The sequence below is a fragment of the Kocuria turfanensis genome (genome assembly GCF_001580365.1).
Classification (GTDB): Bacteria; Actinomycetota; Actinomycetes; order Actinomycetales; family Micrococcaceae; genus Kocuria; species Kocuria turfanensis.
In genome coordinates, this window is the sequence record NZ_CP014480.1 from 1,922,633 (window position 1) to 1,941,489 (window position 18,857).

Genomic DNA, 18,857 nt, shown 5'->3' on the forward strand with positions numbered 1-18,857 from the left:
GAACCTGGTCTACCGACGAGCGCAGTGGCGGACCGCGCTGCAGGCCTACGCCCGCTGGACCGCGGACCTGCCGGACGAGATGAACAGCATCGTCTCGGTCCTGCGCCTGCCGCCCAGCTTCGGCATGGGCGAGGAGCCGCTGCTGATCGTCGGGTTCGCCTGGATGTCGCCCGACCACGAGGACGGCCTGCGCCTGGTCGAGCGCCTGCGCGCGGACGCGCCGCCCGACGAGGAGGAGGTCGGCCCGGTGCAGTGGCTCGAGTGGCAGTCGGCCATGGACGAGCTCTTCCCCCAGGGCGCACGCGGCTACTGGAAGAACGCCTCCTTCTCCCGCCTGGACGACGAGGTGATCGACGCCCTGCTCGGCTTCGCCGGCGAGGTCACCTGGTTCGGCACCGGCATCGACATCCACCACATGGGGGGGCTTCTTCGGCCGGGTGCCCGCCGGGGCGACCGCCTTCCCCAACCGGTCGTCGCGGTACTGGCTCAACGTCTACGGCTACTGGCAGGACCCGGCCGAGGACGCCCGCCTGACCGCCTTCGCCCGGAAGGCCCACGCCGCCATGGCGCCGTTCGCCGAGCTCGGCCAGTACGTGAACTTCCTCGGCGCCGAGCAGGGCCCCGTCACCCCCGAGGCGGCCCGGCAGGCCTACGGGGAGCGGACGCACCAGCGGCTCGTGGAGCTGAAGAACCGCTACGACCCGGGCAACATCTTCCGGCTCAACCACAACATCGTGCCGAGCGCCGCCTGACGGGCCCGTGCGGGGACGCCACCGCGGATCGCGCGAGCGCACCCACAGCGCCGGACCGCAGCGCCGGACCGCAGCGCCGAGCGGACGCAAGCACGGAGACGCGGCTCAGGCGGCCCCGAGCAGCCGCAGCACGGCCGCGGCGGCCGCGCCCAGGACGACGACCAGCAGGAACGGCGCCCGCAGCATCAGGGCGACCCCCGCCACCAGCAGGGCCCCGAGCCGGGCGTCGAGCACCAGCGCCTGACCGGAGCCGAAGGCGTTCATCACCACGAGGGCGGCGAGCAGGCCCACCGTGACGGTGCCCGCCATCCGGCCCACCCGGGGGTCGTCCAGCACCCGGTCCGGCACGAGGTAGCCCACGAGCTTCAGCCCGTAGGCCAGCGCGCACGCCGCGAGGACCCAGAACCACATGCTCATGCCCCGGCCTCCGTCCGGCCGGGCGCGGCCCCTGCCGCGTCGGCCCCCCGGCGGCGGGAACGGCCGAGGAGCGCGGCGACCACCGCGGCCACCAGGATCGGCAGCCCCGGCGGCAGCACCGGGATGGTCAGCGCCGTGACGAGGGCGCACACCACCGCGACGGCCACGGGCTCCCGGGCGCTGAGCCGGGGCCACAGCAGTCCGAGGAACGCCGCCACGGCGGCGCCGTCCAGGCCCCAGCGCGCGGGATCGCCGAGGGCGTTGCCGAGCAGCGCGCCGACCACGGTGAACAGGTTCCAGAGCAGCCACACCCCGACCCCCGCGGTCCAGAACCCCCGTCTCTCCTCGAGGGGGTGGGTCTGGGAGGACGCTGCCGCGTTGGACTCGTCGATGGTCACGTGCGCGGCGAGCAGCCGGAGCCCGCCGCGGGGGCGGACCAGGGCGTTCATGCTCATGCCGTAGACGGCGTTGCGCACCCCGAGCAGGGTCGCGGCGCCCAGCGCCGAGGCCCCGGCCCCGCCGCCCGCGACCACCCCGATGAAGGCGAACTGGGACCCGCCCGTGAACATGAGCGCGGACAGGGCCACCGTCTGCCAGAAGCTCAGGCCCGCCGCCACGGACAGCGCGCCGAAGGAGATCCCGTACAGCCCGGTGGCCACGGACAGGGACAGCCCGATCCGCACCGCCGGCGAGCTCCGCCAGTCGACGGGGACGGCGTGGCTCACGGGGTGACCCCCGTGGCCTCCCGGGGCTCCGGCGCGCCCCGGCGTCCCTGCGCGGCGTCGAGGGCGTCCATCGCCTGGACGAGGGCCAGGTGGGTGAAGGTCTGGGGGAAGTTGCCGGTCATCCGCCGCCGGTCGGGCGACCACTCGGTGGACAGCAGGCCGAGGTCGTTGGCGCGGGAGAGGACCAGGTCCACGAGCTTGCGGGCGCTGTCGGTGCGCCCGGAGCGGGCGTACTGGGCGGCCAGCCACAGGGACGCGCCGAGGTGCGGGTTGTCCTGGCCCGAGAACCCGTCCACGCCGATCACCCCGGCGTAGGCGTCGGGGTCCTCGGGGTCCACGGGTCCCAGGACGTTGCGGTAGCGGTGGATCAGCCCGCACGGGTGCCGCAGCTCCTCCTCGATCCGCCGCACGGTCCCCAGCATCCGCTCGTCGTCGTGGGCCACGAAGCCCACCTGCGGCAGCTGGAGCAGGGAGGCGTCCACGGTCTTGGACCCGTAGTACTGCACGAAGGAGCCGACCTCGGGGTCGTAGCCGCTCGTCCAGATCTCCTCCGCCAGGGCGTCCCGCAGCTGCTCCCACACCGGCGCGTCCCCGGGCAGCCCGTGCAGGCGCACGGCGTCCACCCCGGACTGCAGGGCCGCCCACATGAGCACCCGGGAGTGCGTGTAGTACTGCCGCTCGCCGCGCATCTCCCACAGGCCCTGGTCCTTGACCTCGTAGTTCTCCACCACCGAGCGCAGCATCGCCTGCTGGAGCGGCCAGGAGAGGTGGTCCTCCGCCGCCCCGCGCCGGCGCAGCTTCTCGAACACGACCATGACGTGGCCCACGGCGTCGGTCTGGTGCTGGCCCGCCGCGCCGTTGCCCTCGCGGACCGGGCGGGAGCGCTCGTAGCCGGGCAGGTCCAGCTGGTGCTCGCGGCCGCGGCGCTCCCCGGCGACGCCGTAGATGTTCTGCAGGTCGTGGGGGTCCCCCGCCACGGCCCGCAGCAGCCAGTTGCGCAGCTGCACGGCCTCCCGGTCGTGGTCGTGGTCGAGCATGACCTCCAGGGCCATCGCCGCGTCCCGCAGCCAGGAGAAGCGGTGGTCCCAGTTGCGCTCGCCGCCCACCACGTCCGGCAGCGAGGTGGTGGGCGCGGCCACCAGACCGCCCGTCTCCTGGTGCATCAGGGCCCGCACCACGAGCAGCGAGCGCCGGACCACGTCCGAGCGCCGGGCCACGGCGTGGCCGCGGACCGGGACGATGTGCACCGGCTCGTCCTGCTCGGCGGCCGGCGGGGTGTAGAGCCCGGACCAGTCCTGCCACAGCTCCACGGTGCGGGTGAGCTGCTCGTTGACGTCCACCGGCGCCGGCGGTGTGCGGTGGGACGGGAAGTGGGTCAGGACGAAGTCCCGGGCCTGGCCGGCGGAGACCGTGAAGGTCCCGCGGTGGCGGCGCTCGTCGTCGTCTGAGGACTCGGGCAGGGGCTCGCCGCGCAGCACGAGCGCGTCCGGCCCGGCCATGGCCACGAGCATGGGCGGGGCGGGGTCCCCGCCCTCGGGGTCCTCCTCCCCCTCGAAGCGGCTGACCCAGGGCACCACGGCGCCGTAGCCGAAGCGGACCCGCAGCTCCTGGTACATCTCGACCTCCCCGGTGAGGCCCTCCACGCGGCGGATCACGTCCGTGCGGGAGGTCAGCGGGAGGAAGTCGGTGACGCGCACGGAGCCGGAGTCCGTCACCCACACGGTCTGCAGCACGAAGGTGTTCTCCACGTAGAACCGCTCCGCGACCTGGGCCCCGCTCTCCTCCTCGTCGAGGACCTCGCCGCCGGCCTCGTCGGCGACCGTGCAGGAGGGGGCGAGCAGCCAGCGCCCGTGGTCGGCCTCGCCCAGCAGGGCGCCGAAGACCGAGGGGGAGTCGAAGCGCGGGGCGCACAGCCAGTCGACCGAGCCGGTGCGGGAGACGAGCGGACCCGTGCGCATGTTCGAGAGCAGGGCGTAGTCCTCGATCAGTGAAGCCATGCCTCAAGATTGGCACATCGCCGCGGCGCTCCCGGCCCACCCCTTGAAACATACCCCCGCGGGGTATACAGTGGCGGCAGGACGACCGAGGAGGACCCATGACCCAGACCCTGCCGCCGCACGGGTACACCCAGGACAAGGACGCGTACCTCAAGCGACTGCGGCGCATCGAGGGCCAGGTCCGCGGCATCCACCGGATGGTCGAGGAGGACAAGTACTGCATCGACGTCCTCACCCAGATCTCCGCGATCCAGTCGGCGCTCAAGGCCGTGAGCCTCGGCCTGCTGGACGAGCACCTCAGCCACTGCGTCGTGGGCGCCGTCGAGGCCGCCCAGGAGTCCGGGGACGTCGCCAGCGTGGACGACAAGCTCCAGGAGGCGTCCGCGGCCATCGCGCGCCTGCTCAAGAGCTGATCCGCCCCGCACCCCGACCCGCACTCACCGAAGAAACCCCAGAGGAGACCACCGTGCAGACCACCGTCAACGTGTCCGGAATGACCTGCGGGCACTGCGTCATGTCCGTCACCGAGGAGCTGACCGAGCTGGACGGCGTCGAGTCCGTCGACGTCGACCTGGTCGCCGGCGGCGTGTCCCCCGTCGTCGTCACCGCCTCCCGCGAGCTGACCCCCGAGGAGATCGCCGCGGCCGTCGAGGAAGCGGGGTACTCGGTTGCCTGAGACCCGCACGCGCGCGGCGGTGCCCGGCCGGGTGGCCGGGCCCCTGCGCACCCTCGAGCTGGAGATCACCGGCATGACGTGCTCCTCGTGCGTGAGCCGGGTCGAGAAGAAGCTCGGCAAGCTCGACGGCGTGGACGCCTCCGTGAACCTCGCCCTGGAGACCGCCACGGTCCACGTCCCGGAGGGCGTGAGCGACGAGCAGATCCTCGGCACGGTCGAGAACGCCGGCTACGGGGCCGTCATCAGGACGGCGCCCCGCCGTGGGCCCGACGACGACGGGAGCGGCGGAGGGTCCGTCTCGGCGATGGAGCGGGTGTCCGGCCGGGAGGCCTCCTCGCTGCGCTCCCCCGAGTCCCTGCGCCGGCGCCTGGTCGTGGCCGGCGCCCTCTCCCTGCCGGTGGTCGTGATCTCGATGCTGCCCGGCTTCCAGTTCCCGCACTGGGGCTGGGTGGCCGCGCTGCTGAGCCTGCCGGTCGTGACCTGGGCCGCCTGGCCGTTCCACCGCTCGGCCGCCGTCAACGCCCGGCACCTCACCTCCACCATGGACACCCTCGTCTCCCTGGGCGTGTCCGCCGCGTACCTGTTCTCGCTGTGGAACCTGCTGCGCGACCCGGCCATGACGGCCGGGGCGATGCTCGGCCACACCATGGACATGAGCGGGCACCAGCTGTACTTCGAGACCGGCGCCCTCGTGACCGCCTTCCTGCTGCTGGGCCGCTACCTGGAGGCCCGGGCGAAGGCCCGCTCCGGGGAGGCGCTGCGCGCGCTGCTCGAGCTGGGCGCCAAGGACGCCGTCGTCCTGCGGGACGGGGTCGAGACGAGCGTGCCGGCCGAGCAGCTGCAGCCCGGGGACCGGATCGTGGTGCGCCCCGGGGAGAAGATCGCCACCGACGGCGTGGTCGTCGAGGGCCGCTCGGCCGTGGACACCTCCCTGCTCACCGGCGAGTCCCTGCCGGTCGAGGTGGGCGCCGGCGACGCCGTGACCGGGGCGACGATCAACACGAACGGCCGGCTGCTGGTCGAGGCGACCCGCGTGGGCGCCGACACGACCCTGGCCCAGATGGGCCGCGCGGTCGCCCGGGCGCAGACGAGCAAGGCGCCCGTGGCGCGGCTCGCCGACCGGATCTCCGGGGTCTTCGTCCCGGTCGTGCTCGTGCTCGCCCTGCTCACGCTGGTGGGCTGGCTGGTGCTCACCGGCGACGTCGACGCCGCGTTCGTGGCGGCGGTCTCCGTCCTCGTCATCGCCTGCCCGTGCGCCCTCGGCCTGGCCACGCCCACGGCCCTGCTCACCGGCACCGGCCGCGGCGCGCAGCTGGGGATCCTCATCAAGGGCGCCGAGGTGCTCGAGGACACCCGCACCGTGGACACCGTGGTGCTGGACAAGACCGGCACCGTGACCAGCGGCCGGCTCTCCGTGGCCGCGGTGACCCCCGTGGGCGCCTACTCCCGGGACCAGGTGCTGGACCTCGCCGCCTCGGTGGAGCAGCACTCCGAGCACCCGATCGCCCGGGCCGTGGCCGAGGCCACCCCGCACCGGTTCCCGCTCTCCGGCTTCGTCTCCGCCCCCGGGGGCGGCGTCCGCGCGCACGTGGCGGACGGGATGCACTCCCGCTCGGTGGTGGTCGGGCGCACCACCTGGCTCGCCGAGAACGGCGTGCGCCTCGACGCCGCCCAGCTGGACGCGCTGCGGCGCGCCCAGGAGGGCGGGTTCACCACGATCCTCGTGGCCGTCGACGGGGCCCTCGCCGGGTTCGTGGACCTGCGCGACACCGTGAAGGACGACGCCCGGGAGGCGATCGCGCGGCTCCAGGGCCTGGGGCTGCGTCCCCTGCTCCTGACCGGCGACAACGAGCCGGTGGCCCGCGCGGTCGCGGCCGAGGCCGGCATCCCCGCCGGGGACGTCGTGGCCGACGTCAGCCCGGAGGGCAAGGTCGCGGTGGTCCGCGACCTGCAGGACGACGGGCGCGTGGTCGCCATGGTGGGCGACGGCGTCAACGACGCCGCCGCGCTGGCCCAGGCCGACCTCGGGATCGCGATGGGCTCGGGCACGGACGCGGCCATCGAGGCCGCGGACATCACCATCGTGCGCAGCGACGTGGGATCGGTGCCCACGGCCATCGCGCTGTCCCGACGGACCCTGTCGATCATCAAGTCCAACCTGTTCTGGGCCTTCGCCTACAACACGGTGGCCATCCCGGTGGCGGCCGCCGGGCTGCTCAACCCGGTGATCGCGGGCGCCGCCATGGCCTTCAGCTCCGTGTTCGTGGTGCTGAACTCCCTGCGGCTGCGCGGCTTCGGCCGCTGACCCGGGCACCGGCCCGCACGCGCGGACGCCCCGGGAGGACCGTTGTCCTCCCGGGGCGTCGCCGTGTGCGGAGCGCGCCCGTCAGGCGTCGCTGCTGCCCGGGGTGGCCACGCTCTCCTCGTCCTCCTCGAGGACCGGCAGGTCGCTCTTCTGACCCTCCTGAGGAGCGTTCGAGTAGCTGTCCTCCGGGTCGGCGTCCGGCGTGTCCGCCATCCGCTGCTCGACCTTCTTCTCGAACTCCTCGTCGCCCTCGGTGGGCGGCTCCGGCTGCTGGCTCATGCTGATTCCCGTCCTTGCGTCTGGAGCGGGGGCGCGGGTCGGCCCGGCTGCTCAGGTGGTGTCCAATCTACTGAGCGGGCGGACGGCGGCCAAGGACCCGAGGCCGGCCGCCGGGGCTCAGGGGCGGGGGGCTCCGTCGTCGCCACGGGTGCTCTCGCCCGTGCCCCCGGTCGTGTCCCCGCCCGTGTCGCCGGTCGTGTCCCGGGCCGGGTCCTCGGCGGGGCGCCGGCCGAGCAGGTCCTCGCCGCGGGTGTCGGGGTGGACGCGCTGGCCGAACTCGGCCTCGCCGGCCGGCTGCGCGGCGGCCTCGCGGCGGGCGCGCGCCTCGGCGTAGAGCTTGGCCGAGGAGCGGTTGACGCCGGTGCCCTCCCCGAGATGGGGATCGTTGGGCTTCTCGACGATCATGAGCGTGGCGCTGACCACCAGCGCCACGATGAACACGATGCCGGCCGCAGTGAAGGCCAGGTCCAGGCGCAGCTGGTTCTCGGTCCCGCCGCTGGCGAAGATCGCGACGCCGCCGAAGGCCACGGCCGCGAGCACGGCGGACAGGATCAGGGGGCCCTTGACGTCGGCCCGGAAGCCGCCTCGCGAACCCTTGCGCTGTGCCACTCGTCCTCCTCGTGAACCGGTGTCGTCGGCAGGTCGGGGCCTGCTGTGCGGTTGCCCAGTCTACGCCGTTCCGGCCGGGGCCCGTCCCCGGCGGTCCTCGTGCCGCAGGCTCAGCGCGGCGAGCAGGTGGGTGACGCCGATGACCACCGCGGCGGCGCCCACCACGCCGAAGAGGGCCTTGGCGCCGAGGTCGGCCACCAGCACGAGGCCCGTGGCCGCGAGGACCGTGACGAGCCCGGCGATGGTCCAGTCCCGGCCCAGCGGGAAGGTGGTGCGGGACGTCAGCCCGAGCGCGAGCTCGGTGAGCCCGGCGACGCCCATGACGAGTCCGGCGTACAGCGCGAGGCCGCCGGGGCCGTCCGCGCCGAGGACCGTGAGCACCCCGCCCACGGCGTAGAGCAGGCCGTAGGACTGCGGGACCTGCCGGCTGCGGCCCAGGTCCACGTGGTCGTTGCCGTTGAGCCGCAGCTGCAGCAGGATGCTCGCCGCGCCCGTCAGCAGGAGGTAGAGGCCCACGCCCCAGATCACCGCGCCCATCGACGGCTCCTGCCAGAAGATGGTCACGGCGGCGAAGCACAGGGCCACGAGCGCGCGCAGCAGCGTGGGCGCGAACAGGTCGCGGTGGATGCCGGTGCTCGGTTCGGGGTTCACGGTGAGGCCTTTCGGGGACGACTCGGCGGGAGGGGCCCTGGTGCGGCGCCCCCGGGCGGGGCCCGCGGGCCACCGCACAGTCTAGCGAGCGGCCCCGGAGGCCCGTCCGGGCGCCGAGAGCACCCGGGCCAGCACCCCCAGGGCGTCCGGCAGGGCCTCTCCCTCCGGGGCGGCGCCGGTGGCGCCGAAGCCCACGACGACGCCGCGGCGCCCACCACGCGCGCCCTCCGCCCAGTAGGAGCCCAGCGCGGCGACCCGCACGCCCGCCGCCGCGGCGCGGGCCACGACGTCCCGCTCGTCGAAGGCCACCTCCCCGGTGAACTCCAGGACCGCGTGCAGCCCGCCGTCCATGGGCACGGCCCGCACCCCGCGGACCCCGGCGAGCGCGGCGCCGAGCAGGTCCCGCCGGCGCCGGTACTCCCGCCGCATCCGGGCGGTGTGCCGGCGCAGCCCGCCGCCGGCGAGGAAGCGGGCCATCGCGTCCTGGGCCACCGCCGAGGCGGGGTTGCCGAGGTCGGTGCGCAGCCGCAGCAGCTCCTCCCGCAGGGCCGGCGGGGCGACCAGGTAGCCGACCCCCAGTCCGGGGGCGAGGACCTTGGTGAAGGAGCCCAGCGTGGCCACGTGCCCGCCGCCGCCGAGCCGCCGGCCCGGGGCGGGCGGGCGCGCGACGGCGCCGGGACCGTGGTCGAGGGCGGACAGCGCCGGGAGGGGCTCGCCGACGTAGCGCAGCTCCGAGTCGTAGTCGTCCTCCACGATCAGGGCGTCGTGGGCGCGGGCCCAGTCGAGCAGCTCGAGGCGGCGGGCCGCGGGCATCGAGGCCCCGAGCGGGTACTGGTGGCTGGGGGTCACCACCACGGCGTCGGGGGCCCGGTCGATCTCCCAGTCCCCCGACCACGCGCCCGACCACGCGCCGGACGGCAGCCGGGCGGGGTCGAGGCCGTGGTCGTCGATCGGCACGGGCAGCACCCGGTGGCCGAGCCGTTCCGGCACCCGGCGCAGGGAGGGGTAGCCGGGGTCCTCCACGGCCACGCGCAGCGGACGGCCGGCGAGGCCGCCCAGGGCGGCCAGCAGCAGCTGCAGCCCGTCCCGCGCCCCGGCCGTGACGAAGAGGTCCTGCGGGTCCCGGACCACGCCGCGCATCAGCCGCAGGTGCTCGGCGATCTGCTCGCGCAGCGGCTCCGCGCCCTGGGCCGGGGGCGCGGCCGCCCCCGCCGCCGCGGCCGCGGCGTCCCGCCACGCGGCCCGCCAGCCGGGGGTGGCCAGCCGCGCGGTGTCGGGGCGCCCGGGGGTGAGATCGATCATGGGCCGGTCCCGGGTCCGACGCTGCGGCGGGGCCGACGGCCGGGCCCCGGACCGGTCGTCCGGCCGGGGCCCCGCCCGCTCGACGCGGGAGCGGGCGAGGTCGGGATGGACGATCGTGGCCCCGTTGGTCGCGTGCAGATAGCCCTCGCCGTGCAGCTGGTCGTAGGCGGTCACCACGGACCCTCGCGAGATGCCGAGCCGGGCGGCGAGCCCGCGCGTGGAGGGCAGCGGGTCCCCGGGGCGCAGCGCGCCGGAGACCACCAGCTCCCGCAGCTGCTGGACGAGCTGGGCGGGCAGCGGGGCGGGGTCGGCGCGGTCGACGCGCACCGGCAGGTCGACGTCGTGGGGGTGGCGCACGGGCACCTCGGGTCCTGATCGGGGTCCGGGCGGCTCCGGACCGGAAGTGGTCCAACAGATTCTACCGTTGGTGGACCTGTTGATGGACCACTCAGGGGCGGAGGATGGTCGCATGACCGATCTGCAGACCACCCCTGCCCAGAACTCCGCCCGGACCACCTCCCCCGCGGACGCCACCCCGCTCACCGGCTCCCCGCTGGTCAAGCGCGGCCTCGCCGACATGCTCAAGGGCGGCGTCATCATGGACGTCGTCACCGCCGAGCAGGCCCGCATCGCCGAGGACGCCGGCGCCGTGGCCGTCATGGCCCTCGAGCGGGTGCCCGCCGACATCCGCGCCCAGGGCGGCGTGGCCCGCATGTCCGACCCGGACCTGATCGAGGGCATCCAGGCCGCCGTGTCGATCCCCGTGATGGCCAAGGTCCGCATCGGCCACTTCGTGGAGGCCCAGGTCCTGGAGCACCTGAAGGTCGACTACATCGACGAGTCCGAGGTGCTCTCCCCCGCCGACTACGTCAACCACATCGACAAGCAGCGCTTCACCGTCCCGTTCGTGTGCGGTGCCACCAACCTGGGCGAGGCCCTGCGCCGGCTCGCCGAGGGCGCCGCCATGATCCGCTCCAAGGGCGAGGCCGGCACCGGGGACGTCTCCGAGGCCACCAAGCACATCCGCACCATCCGCGGCCAGATCGCGGAGCTGCAGGCCCTCTACGCCGTCTCCCCCGACGCCCTCTACGTGAAGGCCAAAGAGCTCGCCGCCCCGTACGACATCGTCCTCGAGGTCGCCCGCACCGGGAAGCTGCCGGTCGTGCTGTTCACCGCCGGGGGCGTGGCCACTCCCGCGGACGCCGCCATGATGATGCAGCTCGGCGCCGACGGGGTGTTCGTGGGCTCGGGCATCTTCAAGTCCGGCAACCCCGCCGCCCGGGCGCAGGCGATCGTGAAGGCCACCGCCTACTACGACGACCCCGAGAAGATCGCCGAGGCGTCCCGCGGGCTCGGCGAGGCGATGGTCGGGATCAACGTGGGCGACCTCCCCGCCCCGCACCGGCTCGCGGAGCGCGGCTGGTGAGCTCCGCGCCCCGGGTCGGGGTCCTCGCCCTGCAGGGCGGGGTCGCCGAGCACGCCGCGATGCTGCAGCAGCTCGGCGCCGAGGCCGTGCTCGTGAAGACGGCCGAGCAGCTCTCCGGGCTGGACGCGATCGTGCTGCCCGGCGGGGAGTCCTCCACCATGGACCGGCTGCTGCGCCTGTTCGGGCTGCGCGATCCGCTGCGCGACGCCGTGCTCGGCGGCCTGCCGACCCTGGGCACGTGCGCCGGGCTGATCCTGCTCTCCTCCGGCATCGAGGACCCGGCCCCCGGCCAGCGCACCCTCGAGGTCCTGGACGTCACGGTGGCCCGCAACGCCTTCGGCTCCCAGACGGCCTCCGAGGAGGCCGTGCTCGCCTGGGGCGACGACGGGGCCACCGTGCGCACGGCCTTCATCCGCGCCCCCGTGGTGACCCGCGTGGGCGAGGGCGTCACGGTGCTGGCCCGGCACCGCGGCGAGGTGGTCGCGGTGGCCAGCGGCAGCGTCGTGGGCATCTCCTTCCACCCCGAGCTGACCGGGGAGACCGCCGTGCACCGGCACCTGCTCTCCCTCGTCGCCGCCCGGCGGGCCCTGCCCGCCTGACCGGGTCCGGCGCTCGCACGGCACCTCCCTGGGCCGCGCCCACGGGACGGTGCCGTGCGCGGTCCGGGCTCAGCCCTTCCGACGGGTGGGGACCACCATCACCGGGCTGCCGCCCTCGTTGAGCACGGCCTGGGAGACGGAGCCCATGAGCAGGCCCCGGAACCCGCCGTAGCCGCGGCTGCCGACCACCACGAGGTCCGCCGTCCGCCCCGCCTGCACCAGCTGGTCCGCGGGCGTGCCCGAGAACACGTACGTCTCGACGTCCAGTCCCGGGTGGTCCTCCCGCACGCCCGCGGCGACCTGGTCCACCAGGGCCTGGGCGGGCTCGGTGAGCTGCTCGCGCACCGCCCGGTCCAGGTCCGCGGAACCCGTGGGCACGCTCGCGGCCTCCGGCACCACCGTGACCAGGGTCAGGCCCGTGCCGTGCCGCTGGGCGTACCGCGCGGCCGCGACGACCGCCGGGTTGTCCCGCCCCAGCCGGTCCACGCCGACGAGCACCCGGCCCCTGAACGGCCCCCCGGCGCCGCGGTCGGCCCGCGGGTCCCAGCGCTCCGGGAGCACGATCACCGGGCACCGGGCGTGCGCCGAGGCCGCGGCCGAGACCGAGCCCAGGCGGCCGCGCACCCCGCGGCGGCCGCGGCGGCCGAGCACCAGCGCCGCGGCGTGCTCGGACTCCTGCACCAGCACGCCCGCCGCGTCACCGCGCTCGACGACGCCGACGGCCGGAACACCGGCCTCCCGGGCCCTCGCGACGGCGGTGCCGGCGACCTGGTCGGCCTCCGCCTCGATCGCCTCCAGGAACGGCCCGTACAGGCTGGGGTCCACGGCCACGGGCCGGCCCATGGAGACCACCACCCTCAGCTCGGACCCGAGGGACTGCGCCTCCTGGATCGCCCAGTCGAGGGCGCGGTCGCTGTTCTCGGAGCCGTCGTAGCCGACGACGATCTGCTCTGCCATGGACGGCTGCTTCCTGTTCTCGCGGCGGGCGCCGCCGGTCGAGTCGCTCAGGCGGGGTGGGCGGGCACGATCATGACCGGTCCGGCGGCGTTCTCCAGCACGGCCTGGGAGACCGAGCCGAGCAGCAGCCCGCGGAACCCGCCGATGCCGCGGGAGCCGACCACGACCAGGTCCGCGGAGTGCGTGGCGTTCATCAGGATGCGCCCCGGGCGGCCGACGAAGATGTGGTGCTCCACGGTCAGGCCGGGGTGCTCGGACGCGATCTCCTGCGAGATCTCCTCGAGCTTGCGCTCGGCCTCGCGGAAGTACCGGGCCTGGTTGAACTCGTCCTGGAACCAGGAGGGCGTGCCGGACAGGGCCCCGTTGACGGAGACGAGCGCCAGGGGCTTGCCGTGCTCCTCGGCGTACTGCACGGCCTGCCACAGCGCCGGGTTGCGCGAGCCGAGGGCGTCCAGACCGACGACCACCCGACCCGAGAAGTCGACCTCCTCGGCCTTGACCGGCCCCTGGTCCTCGAGCGCGTAGTCGGTGCCGCCGCGGCTGCGCTCGCTGTGCCGCTTCTCGGCCGGCTCCGGGACGACCACGACCGGGCACTTGGCGTGGGCGGCGACCGCCGCGGACACCGAGCCGAGCCGGCCGCGCAGGGCCCCGCCGCGGCCGCGCTTGCCCATGACGACGAGCGCGGCCCTGCCGGACTGCTCGACGACGGCCTTGGCGGCGTCCCCGGCGGCCTCGACGGTCTCCACGGGCAGCCCCGCGGCCTCCACGACCCGCCGGGCCTCGGCGAGGTGCTCCGCGTTCTCCTTGGTCACCGCCTCGGTGAAGCGCTGCTCGAGCCCGGGGTCGCCCACCCCGATGACCGGATAGGCGCCGACCAGGCGGACCGACAGGTTGTGCGCCCGGGCCTCCTCGACCGCCCGGTCGAGGGCGTGCCGGGCCTGGTCCGACCCGTCGATCCCGACGAGCACGACGTCGTGTCCGGCAGCGGGCTGGTTCTGCGTGCGGGAGTCGTTGTCCATGGTCGAAATCCTAGGTGATCCACCGCACATCCCCGCCGTGGGTTCCCGGTTGTTACCGCGCGTTCCGGAGCAGCCAGGCGTCGCCGCGGGCGCGCAGTCCGAGGGTCAGCGCCCGGGCCCCCAGGTAGCCGCCCGCGTAGGCGATCCACAGCCACACGAGCCCGCCGGCGCCCGAGCCGCCGGAGCCGGCCACGAGGGCCAGCAGCGGGGCGTAGACGGCGAGGTTGAGCACCCCGGCCACGGCGAGGTAGCGGGCGTCCCCGGCCCCGATGAGCACCCCGTCGAGGACGAAGACGTAGGCGGCCAGCGGCTGGCCCGCCGCGACCACGAGCAGGGCCGCCGCGAACAGGGCCTGCACGGCCGGGTCCGGGCTGAGCAGGAAGCCCAGGCGCGTCCCGAGCAGGGCCACGGCCAGGCCGGTCACCACCCCGAACCCGAGGCCCCACAGCACCAGCCGGCGCATCAGGCCGCGGATCGCCTGCCGCTCGGCCGGCTCTGCCAGGTCCCGGGCGCCCATGTCCCGGCCCAGCAGCGCCTGCGCGGCGATGGCCAGGGCGTCGAGGGCGAAGGCGAGGAAGCTGAACACCGTCATCACGAGCTGGTGGGCGGCGAGGTTCTGGGCGCCCTGGGCCGTGACCACCAGGACGGTCGCGAGGATGGCCACCCGCAGGGACACCGTGCGCAGCATCAGCCAGGACCCCACGGCCAGGTGGGCGCGCAGCCGGGCCCACGAGGTCGCCGGCCCCACCCCGTGCCGGCGGGCCAGCCGGTGCACGATGCGCAGGTAGGCCAGGGCCATGGCCCACTGCACGGCACTCGTGCCGATCGCGGCGCCGGCCACGCCCAGACCGGCGCCGTGCACCAGCACGAGGTTCAGCACCGCGTTGGCCGCGGCGCCGATCCCCGCGATGAGCAGCGGGGTCCTCGTGTCCTGCAGCCCGCGCAGCACGCCGGTGGCCGCGAGCACGAGGAGCATGGCGGTCAGCCCGGGCAGGGACCAGTGCAGGTAGGCGACCGCGTGCTCCAGGACCTCGCCGCGGGCGCCCATCCGCTCCAGCAGGGGCCGGCCGAGCACCCAGCCCGCCGCGGAGAGGAGGACGCCGAGCCCGGCGGCCACCCAGAGCCCGTCCCGGCCCACCGCCACGGCCTCGGGGAGCCGGCCGGCGCCGAGGTGCCGGGCCACCGCGGGCGTGGTGCTGTAGGCGAGGAAGACCATCAGCCCCACGACCGTCTGGAGCAGGGCGGCGGCCACTCCCACCCCGGCCAGCTGTGGGGTGCCCAGGTGCCCGACGATCGCCGAGTCCGCCAGCAGGAACAGCGGCTCGGCCACGAGCGCGCCGAAGGCGGGCACCGCCAGGGCCAGGATCTGCCGGTTGAGCCCGCGCGGGCGGGCGGTGGTGGTGGTCACCGGACCAGGGTACCGACGCCCCCGCACCCGCCGGTGCGACCGGCCGTCCCGCCGGACCCGCTCACAGGCCCCGGAGGCGGTCCATCTCGCGGCGGTCCTTCTTGGTGGGACGTCCGGCGCCCCGGTCCCGGCGCGGCACGGCCGCGTGCAGGGCCGGGGGCGGGGGCGGGCTGTGGTCCACGTAGGCGGCCGCGGCCACGGGGGCGCCGACGCGCTTGGTCAGCAGCTGCACGACCTCAAGGACCTGCTCGTGGCCGGGACGCCGCACGGTCACCCGCTGGCCGGGCCGCACGGGCTGGGCCGCCTTGACCGAGGTGCCGTCGATCTTGACGTGGCCGGCCCGGCACGCCGCCGTGGCGGCGGACCGGGTCTTGAACACGCGCACCGCCCACAGCCACGCGTCCACGCGCACGCTCGCCGGCGCGGCCGTCACCGGTGCCCCTCGGGGGCGAGGATGTGGTCGGTCCGAGTCATGAGCCCATTGTGCCGAAGACCGCGCGCCGGTGCGGACCCCGCAACCGGTCCGCGTGGACAGCAGTGGGGACAACCGATGTGCTACTGACCAGTGGCGCGCAACACACCGGCAACCCCGGACGCCCTACACTGAGGCTCATTCAGCAGTGGCTCCCTCCCCGGCGCGACGCCGCGCCGGGGGCGGACGAGCGAGCACCTCCCGAGGGAAGGAAAGATCCATGAAGAGCAGGTTCCACGGGGCAGCGACCCTGTCCGTGCTGGCCGTCTCCGCGCTGGCGCTGAGCGCGTGCTCGGACACGGGCGGCGGCGAGGAGGCCGGCGGCGACGCGACCGGCGGGGAGATCAGCCTGATCAACGAGGGCACCCTCACGGTGTGCTCGGACATCCCCTACCGCCCCTTCGAGTACACGGAGAACGGGGAGACCGTCGGCTTCGACATCGACCTGGTGAACAACATCGCCGAGGACATGGGGGTGGAGACGGAGTTCATCCGCACCGCCTTCGAGGGCATCCAGTCGGGTGTGGCCCTGGACTCGGACCAGTGCGACCTCGCCGCCTCCGGGATGACCATCACCGAGGAGCGCGAGTCCGTCATGGACTTCTCCGAGCCCTACCTCGACGACAACCTCGCCCTGCTGGTGGCCCCGGACGCCGACATCGACTCCCTGGCCGACGTCACGGGCAAGCGCGTGGGCGTGCAGCAGGCCACCACCGGCGAGACCCAGGCCCAGGAGAACAACGCCGAGGTCGTGCAGTACGAGGACTCCGCCCTGATGATCCAGGGCCTCAACACCGGCGACGTCGAGGCCGTGATCGGCAACATCTCCGTGATGGGCCCGGCCATCACCGACAACCCGGACCTGCGCCTGGTCGAGGAGATCGAGACCGGCGAGCAGCTGGGCCTGGCTGTGAAGACCGGCAACACCGCCCTGCTCGAGCAGGTCAACCAGTCGCTGGCCACCATGGAGGAGGACGGCACCCTCGAGGAGCTCGAGGGCAAGTGGCTGGGCACCGGGGAGGCCGCCGGCTCGGCGAGCCCGGAGCCGACCGCGAGCTGATCCGCCCCGCGCCCACCCCGGGTGTGACGACCACCACGGACGCCGTGGCCCGCCGACCGCGGGCCACGGCGTTCCCGTCCGTAGGCTGGGACCGGGCGGCGACGTCGTCGGCCCCGTGCGTTCCGACACGCCCCACGACCACGACAGGGGATGCGCCCGTGACGACCGCCTCCGGCCTGGACCTGCAGCACCTCCACCCCGGCGTCCGCCCGCAGGACGACCTGCACCGGCACGTCAACGGCGGCTGGATCGACGCCCACGAGCTGCCCGAGGACCGCGCCGCCGACGGGGCGTCCGCGCTCCTGACGGAGCTCAACGCCCGGCGGGTGCACGAGATCGTCCGGGCGGCCCCGGCCGGGTCGCGGATGGCGGTCCTGCACCGGTCCTTCCTCGACGAGGACGCCGTCGAGCGCCGCGGCCGGGCCGCCCTGGACCCCGACCTCGAGCTGCTCGGCGCCGCGCGCGGCAAGGAGCAGCTCGCCGGGGCCTCCGCGGCCCTGCAGCGCACCGGGGTGGACGGCCTGCTGTCCTTCTTCGTGGAGAACGACTCCGGGGACTCCTCCCGGTACTCCTTCTTCCTGTGCCAGGACGGGCTGTCCCTGCCCACGCGGTCCTACTACACCGACGCCGTGCACGGGCCGCTGCGCGCGGCGTTCACCGACCACGTCGCGGCGATGCTCGAGCTCGCGGGCCTGCCGGCGCGGTGGGGCGTGACCGGTGAGGAGGCCGCCGGCACGGTGCTGGCCATGGAGACCCAGCTGGCCGCCGCGCACTGGGACACCGTCGCGGCGCGGGACGTGGCGCAGATGCACAACCCCGTGGACGTGCCCGGCCTGGTGGCCCTGGCCCCCGGCTTCCCCTGGGCGGCGTGGCTGGCGGGCATCGCCCCGCAGCGGGGCACGGGCGCCTTCGACCGGATCATCGTGCGCCAGCCCTCCTTCACGACCCGGCTCGGCGAGCTCTGGGCGGAGTGGTCGGAGCAGCAGATCCGGATCTGGCAGTCGTGGCGGATCGTGTCCCGGCGCGCCCCGTTCCTGCCCCGGTCCTTCGTGGCGGAGAACTTCCGCTTCTACAGCACCGCCCTGTCCGGGATCACCCGCCCCCGGGAGCGGTGGAAGCGCGCCGAGTTCCTGGTCACCCGGATCCTGGGCGACGACGTGGCCCGGGCCTACGTGGACCGCTGGTTCCCGCCGGCGCACCGGGCCCGGGTGGAGCAGCTCGTGGAGCACCTGCTGGCCGCCTACCGGGAGCGGATCGGCCGGCTGGAGTGGATGTCGGAGGCCACCCGGGCCCGGGCCCTGGAGAAGCTGTCCACGTTCACCGTCAAGGTCGGCTCTCCCGGCACCTGGCGGGACTACTCGGGCCTGGACCTGGACCCCGAGGACCTGCTCGGCAACGTCCGCGCCGGCCTGGCCCTGGAGCACGACCGCGCCGTGCGGAAGGTGGGCGCGCCCGTGGACCGCGGCGAGTGGCTGCTCTACCCGCACTGGGTCAACGCCTACTTCCACCCCGTGCTCAACGAGGTGGTCTTCCCCGCCGGGATCCTGCAGCCGCCGTACTTCGACGCCGACGCCGACGACGCCGTGTGCTACGGCGCGATCGGGTCCGTGATCGGCCACGAGATCGGCCACGGCTTCGACGACCAGGGCGCCCGCTACGACGCCCACGGGCACCTCGTGGACTGGTGGACCGACGAGGACCGCGGCGAGTTCGCCCGGCGCACCGCAGCGCTCGTGGCCCAGTACGACGGCTTCACCCCGCGCGGGCTCTCCGCCGAGCACCACGTGGACGGGGCCTTCACCGTGGGCGAGAACATCGGGGACCTCGGCGGCCTGGAGATCGCCCTGGTGGCCTACCGGATGGCGCTCGCGGAGCGGGGCCTGGACCTGGCCACGGCGCCGGTGCTGGACGGGCTCACGGGGGCCGAGCGGTTCTTCTACGCCTACGCGGGGCTGTGGCGCTCGACCGCCCGGGAGCAGGAGCTGATCAACCGCCTGGCGGGCGATCCGCACGCCCCGGACGAGTTCCGCTGCAACGGCGTGGTCCGCAACATGGACGCCTTCCACGAGACCTTCCGCACCCGCCCGGGCGACGGCCTGTGGCTCCCCCCGGAGGCCCGCGTCACCATCTGGTGACCGCCCCTCCTCCTCCCCCTCCCCCTGCCCGCGACCCAGCACGCGTCGGCGGCCGACGCGTGCTGGGT

Annotated in this window: 19 protein-coding genes; 8 read left to right on the forward strand and 11 right to left on the reverse strand. The window is 74.9% G+C overall.

Annotated elements, in window-relative coordinates; genetic code table 11:
• Nucleotides 1–437: 437 nt before the first annotated feature.
• Complete coding sequence (locus AYX06_RS20865) at nt 438–752, forward strand: BBE domain-containing protein (protein WP_307725488.1); 315 nt, start codon at nt 438–440, stop codon at nt 750–752.
• A 105-nt stretch (nt 753–857) separates the two neighbouring features.
• On the opposite strand, the gene AYX06_RS08870 is transcribed toward AYX06_RS20865, so the two are convergent.
• From AYX06_RS08870 to AYX06_RS08880, 3 genes are read right to left on the reverse strand one after another with little or no spacing between them, the layout of a single operon-like run.
• Nucleotides 858–1,169 carry an AzlD domain-containing protein gene (locus AYX06_RS08870; protein WP_047805313.1) on the reverse strand — a complete coding sequence of 104 codons (312 nt, stop codon included), beginning with the start codon at nt 1,167–1,169 and terminating at the stop codon, nt 858–860.
• Nucleotides 1,166–1,894, reverse strand: a complete 729-nt coding sequence (locus tag AYX06_RS08875; RefSeq protein ID WP_062735467.1) for an AzlC family ABC transporter permease — start codon at nt 1,892–1,894, stop codon at nt 1,166–1,168. The genes AYX06_RS08870 and AYX06_RS08875 overlap by 4 nt, the downstream gene beginning before the upstream one ends.
• Nucleotides 1,891–3,891: a glycoside hydrolase family 15 protein gene (locus tag AYX06_RS08880; protein ID WP_062735468.1), complete on the reverse strand. Its 2,001-nt coding sequence runs from the start codon at nt 3,889–3,891 to the stop codon at nt 1,891–1,893. Before AYX06_RS08880 ends, AYX06_RS08875 begins: the two co-directional genes overlap by 4 nt.
• A gap of 98 nt (nt 3,892–3,989) precedes the next feature.
• Here AYX06_RS08880 and AYX06_RS08885 point away from each other — a divergent pair, with 98 nt between their 5' ends.
• The 3 genes from AYX06_RS08885 (at nt 3,990) to AYX06_RS08895 (ending at nt 6,872) form a co-directional block, all read left to right on the forward strand.
• Entirely contained in the window at nt 3,990–4,304 is a 315-nt protein-coding gene (locus AYX06_RS08885) for a metal-sensitive transcriptional regulator (protein WP_047805310.1), read from the forward strand.
• 53 nt (nt 4,305–4,357) lie between these two features.
• Nucleotides 4,358–4,567 (forward strand): cation transporter, encoded by a 210-nt coding sequence (locus AYX06_RS08890; protein WP_084271531.1) that lies wholly within the window; start codon nt 4,358–4,360, stop codon nt 4,565–4,567.
• 73 nt (nt 4,568–4,640) lie between these two features.
• A complete protein-coding gene (locus AYX06_RS08895; protein WP_232319449.1) occupies nt 4,641–6,872 on the forward strand; it encodes a heavy metal translocating P-type ATPase in 2,232 nt (743 codons plus the stop codon).
• 81 nt (nt 6,873–6,953) lie between these two features.
• On the opposite strand, the gene AYX06_RS08900 is transcribed toward AYX06_RS08895, so the two are convergent.
• The 4 genes from AYX06_RS08900 to pdxR all read right to left on the reverse strand — a co-directional run bounded on the left by AYX06_RS08900 (nt 6,954) and on the right by pdxR (nt 10,070).
• Nucleotides 6,954–7,151, reverse strand: coding sequence for a hypothetical protein (locus tag AYX06_RS08900; protein ID WP_062735470.1), 198 nt, complete (start codon nt 7,149–7,151; stop codon nt 6,954–6,956).
• Nucleotides 7,152–7,268: 117 nt separating this feature from the next.
• Nucleotides 7,269–7,760: a hypothetical protein gene (locus tag AYX06_RS08905; protein ID WP_232319271.1), complete on the reverse strand. Its 492-nt coding sequence runs from the start codon at nt 7,758–7,760 to the stop codon at nt 7,269–7,271.
• A gap of 60 nt (nt 7,761–7,820) precedes the next feature.
• On the reverse strand, nt 7,821–8,411 hold the full coding sequence (locus tag AYX06_RS08910; RefSeq protein ID WP_084271532.1) for a DUF308 domain-containing protein: 591 nt from the start codon (nt 8,409–8,411) through the stop codon (nt 7,821–7,823).
• An 81-nt stretch (nt 8,412–8,492) separates the two neighbouring features.
• A complete protein-coding gene (gene pdxR / locus AYX06_RS08915) occupies nt 8,493–10,070 on the reverse strand; it encodes a MocR-like pyridoxine biosynthesis transcription factor PdxR (protein WP_198161389.1) in 1,578 nt (525 codons plus the stop codon).
• A gap of 112 nt (nt 10,071–10,182) precedes the next feature.
• On the opposite strand from pdxR, the gene pdxS reads away from it, so the two are divergent.
• Both pdxS and pdxT read left to right on the forward strand, forming a co-directional pair.
• Nucleotides 10,183–11,139 (forward strand): pyridoxal 5'-phosphate synthase lyase subunit PdxS, encoded by a 957-nt coding sequence (gene pdxS, locus AYX06_RS08920; RefSeq protein ID WP_062735472.1) that lies wholly within the window; start codon nt 10,183–10,185, stop codon nt 11,137–11,139.
• Nucleotides 11,136–11,738, forward strand: a complete 603-nt coding sequence (pdxT, locus tag AYX06_RS08925) for a pyridoxal 5'-phosphate synthase glutaminase subunit PdxT (RefSeq protein ID WP_062735473.1) — start codon at nt 11,136–11,138, stop codon at nt 11,736–11,738. The genes pdxS and pdxT overlap by 4 nt, the downstream gene beginning before the upstream one ends.
• A gap of 69 nt (nt 11,739–11,807) precedes the next feature.
• Here pdxT and AYX06_RS08930 read toward each other — a convergent pair whose 3' ends face one another.
• From AYX06_RS08930 to AYX06_RS08945, 4 genes are all read right to left on the reverse strand, one after another.
• On the reverse strand, nt 11,808–12,695 hold the full coding sequence (locus AYX06_RS08930) for a universal stress protein (protein ID WP_062735474.1): 888 nt from the start codon (nt 12,693–12,695) through the stop codon (nt 11,808–11,810).
• Between the two features lie 47 nt (nt 12,696–12,742).
• On the reverse strand, nt 12,743–13,714 hold the full coding sequence (locus tag AYX06_RS08935) for a universal stress protein (RefSeq protein WP_062735475.1): 972 nt from the start codon (nt 13,712–13,714) through the stop codon (nt 12,743–12,745).
• A gap of 52 nt (nt 13,715–13,766) precedes the next feature.
• A complete protein-coding gene (locus AYX06_RS08940) occupies nt 13,767–15,122 on the reverse strand; it encodes an MATE family efflux transporter (protein WP_062735476.1) in 1,356 nt (451 codons plus the stop codon).
• A gap of 61 nt (nt 15,123–15,183) precedes the next feature.
• Nucleotides 15,184–15,555, reverse strand: a complete 372-nt coding sequence (locus tag AYX06_RS08945) for an RNA-binding S4 domain-containing protein (RefSeq protein WP_062735477.1) — start codon at nt 15,553–15,555, stop codon at nt 15,184–15,186.
• A 259-nt stretch (nt 15,556–15,814) separates the two neighbouring features.
• On the opposite strand from AYX06_RS08945, the gene AYX06_RS08950 reads away from it, so the two are divergent.
• Both AYX06_RS08950 and AYX06_RS08955 read left to right on the forward strand, forming a co-directional pair.
• The gene (locus tag AYX06_RS08950; RefSeq protein WP_062735478.1) at nt 15,815–16,654 is read left to right on the forward strand and encodes an ABC transporter substrate-binding protein; all 840 of its coding nucleotides are present in this window, start codon (nt 15,815–15,817) and stop codon (nt 16,652–16,654) included.
• 158 nt (nt 16,655–16,812) lie between these two features.
• Nucleotides 16,813–18,789 (forward strand): M13 family metallopeptidase, encoded by a 1,977-nt coding sequence (locus tag AYX06_RS08955; protein WP_062736964.1) that lies wholly within the window; start codon nt 16,813–16,815, stop codon nt 18,787–18,789.
• Nucleotides 18,790–18,857: the final 68 nt, after the last annotated feature.

Excerpts from the sequence above, each read along its gene's own strand:
- AYX06_RS08870 (WP_047805313.1), bottom strand. The coding sequence starts at position 1,169 with ATGAGCATGTGGTTCTGGGTCCTCGCGGCGTGCGCGCTGGCCTACGGG.
- AYX06_RS08880 (WP_062735468.1), bottom strand. The coding sequence starts at position 3,891 with ATGGCTTCACTGATCGAGGACTACGCCCTGCTCTCGAACATGCGCACG.
- AYX06_RS08885 (WP_047805310.1), top strand. The coding sequence starts at position 3,990 with ATGACCCAGACCCTGCCGCCGCACGGGTACACCCAGGACAAGGACGCG.
- AYX06_RS08895 (WP_232319449.1), top strand. The coding sequence starts at position 4,641 with ATGACGTGCTCCTCGTGCGTGAGCCGGGTCGAGAAGAAGCTCGGCAAG.
- AYX06_RS08900 (WP_062735470.1), bottom strand. The coding sequence starts at position 7,151 with ATGAGCCAGCAGCCGGAGCCGCCCACCGAGGGCGACGAGGAGTTCGAG.
- pdxS (WP_062735472.1), top strand. The coding sequence starts at position 10,183 with ATGACCGATCTGCAGACCACCCCTGCCCAGAACTCCGCCCGGACCACC.
- AYX06_RS08930 (WP_062735474.1), bottom strand. The coding sequence starts at position 12,695 with ATGGCAGAGCAGATCGTCGTCGGCTACGACGGCTCCGAGAACAGCGAC.
- AYX06_RS08935 (WP_062735475.1), bottom strand. The coding sequence starts at position 13,714 with ATGGACAACGACTCCCGCACGCAGAACCAGCCCGCTGCCGGACACGAC.
- AYX06_RS08950 (WP_062735478.1), top strand. The coding sequence starts at position 15,815 with ATGAAGAGCAGGTTCCACGGGGCAGCGACCCTGTCCGTGCTGGCCGTC.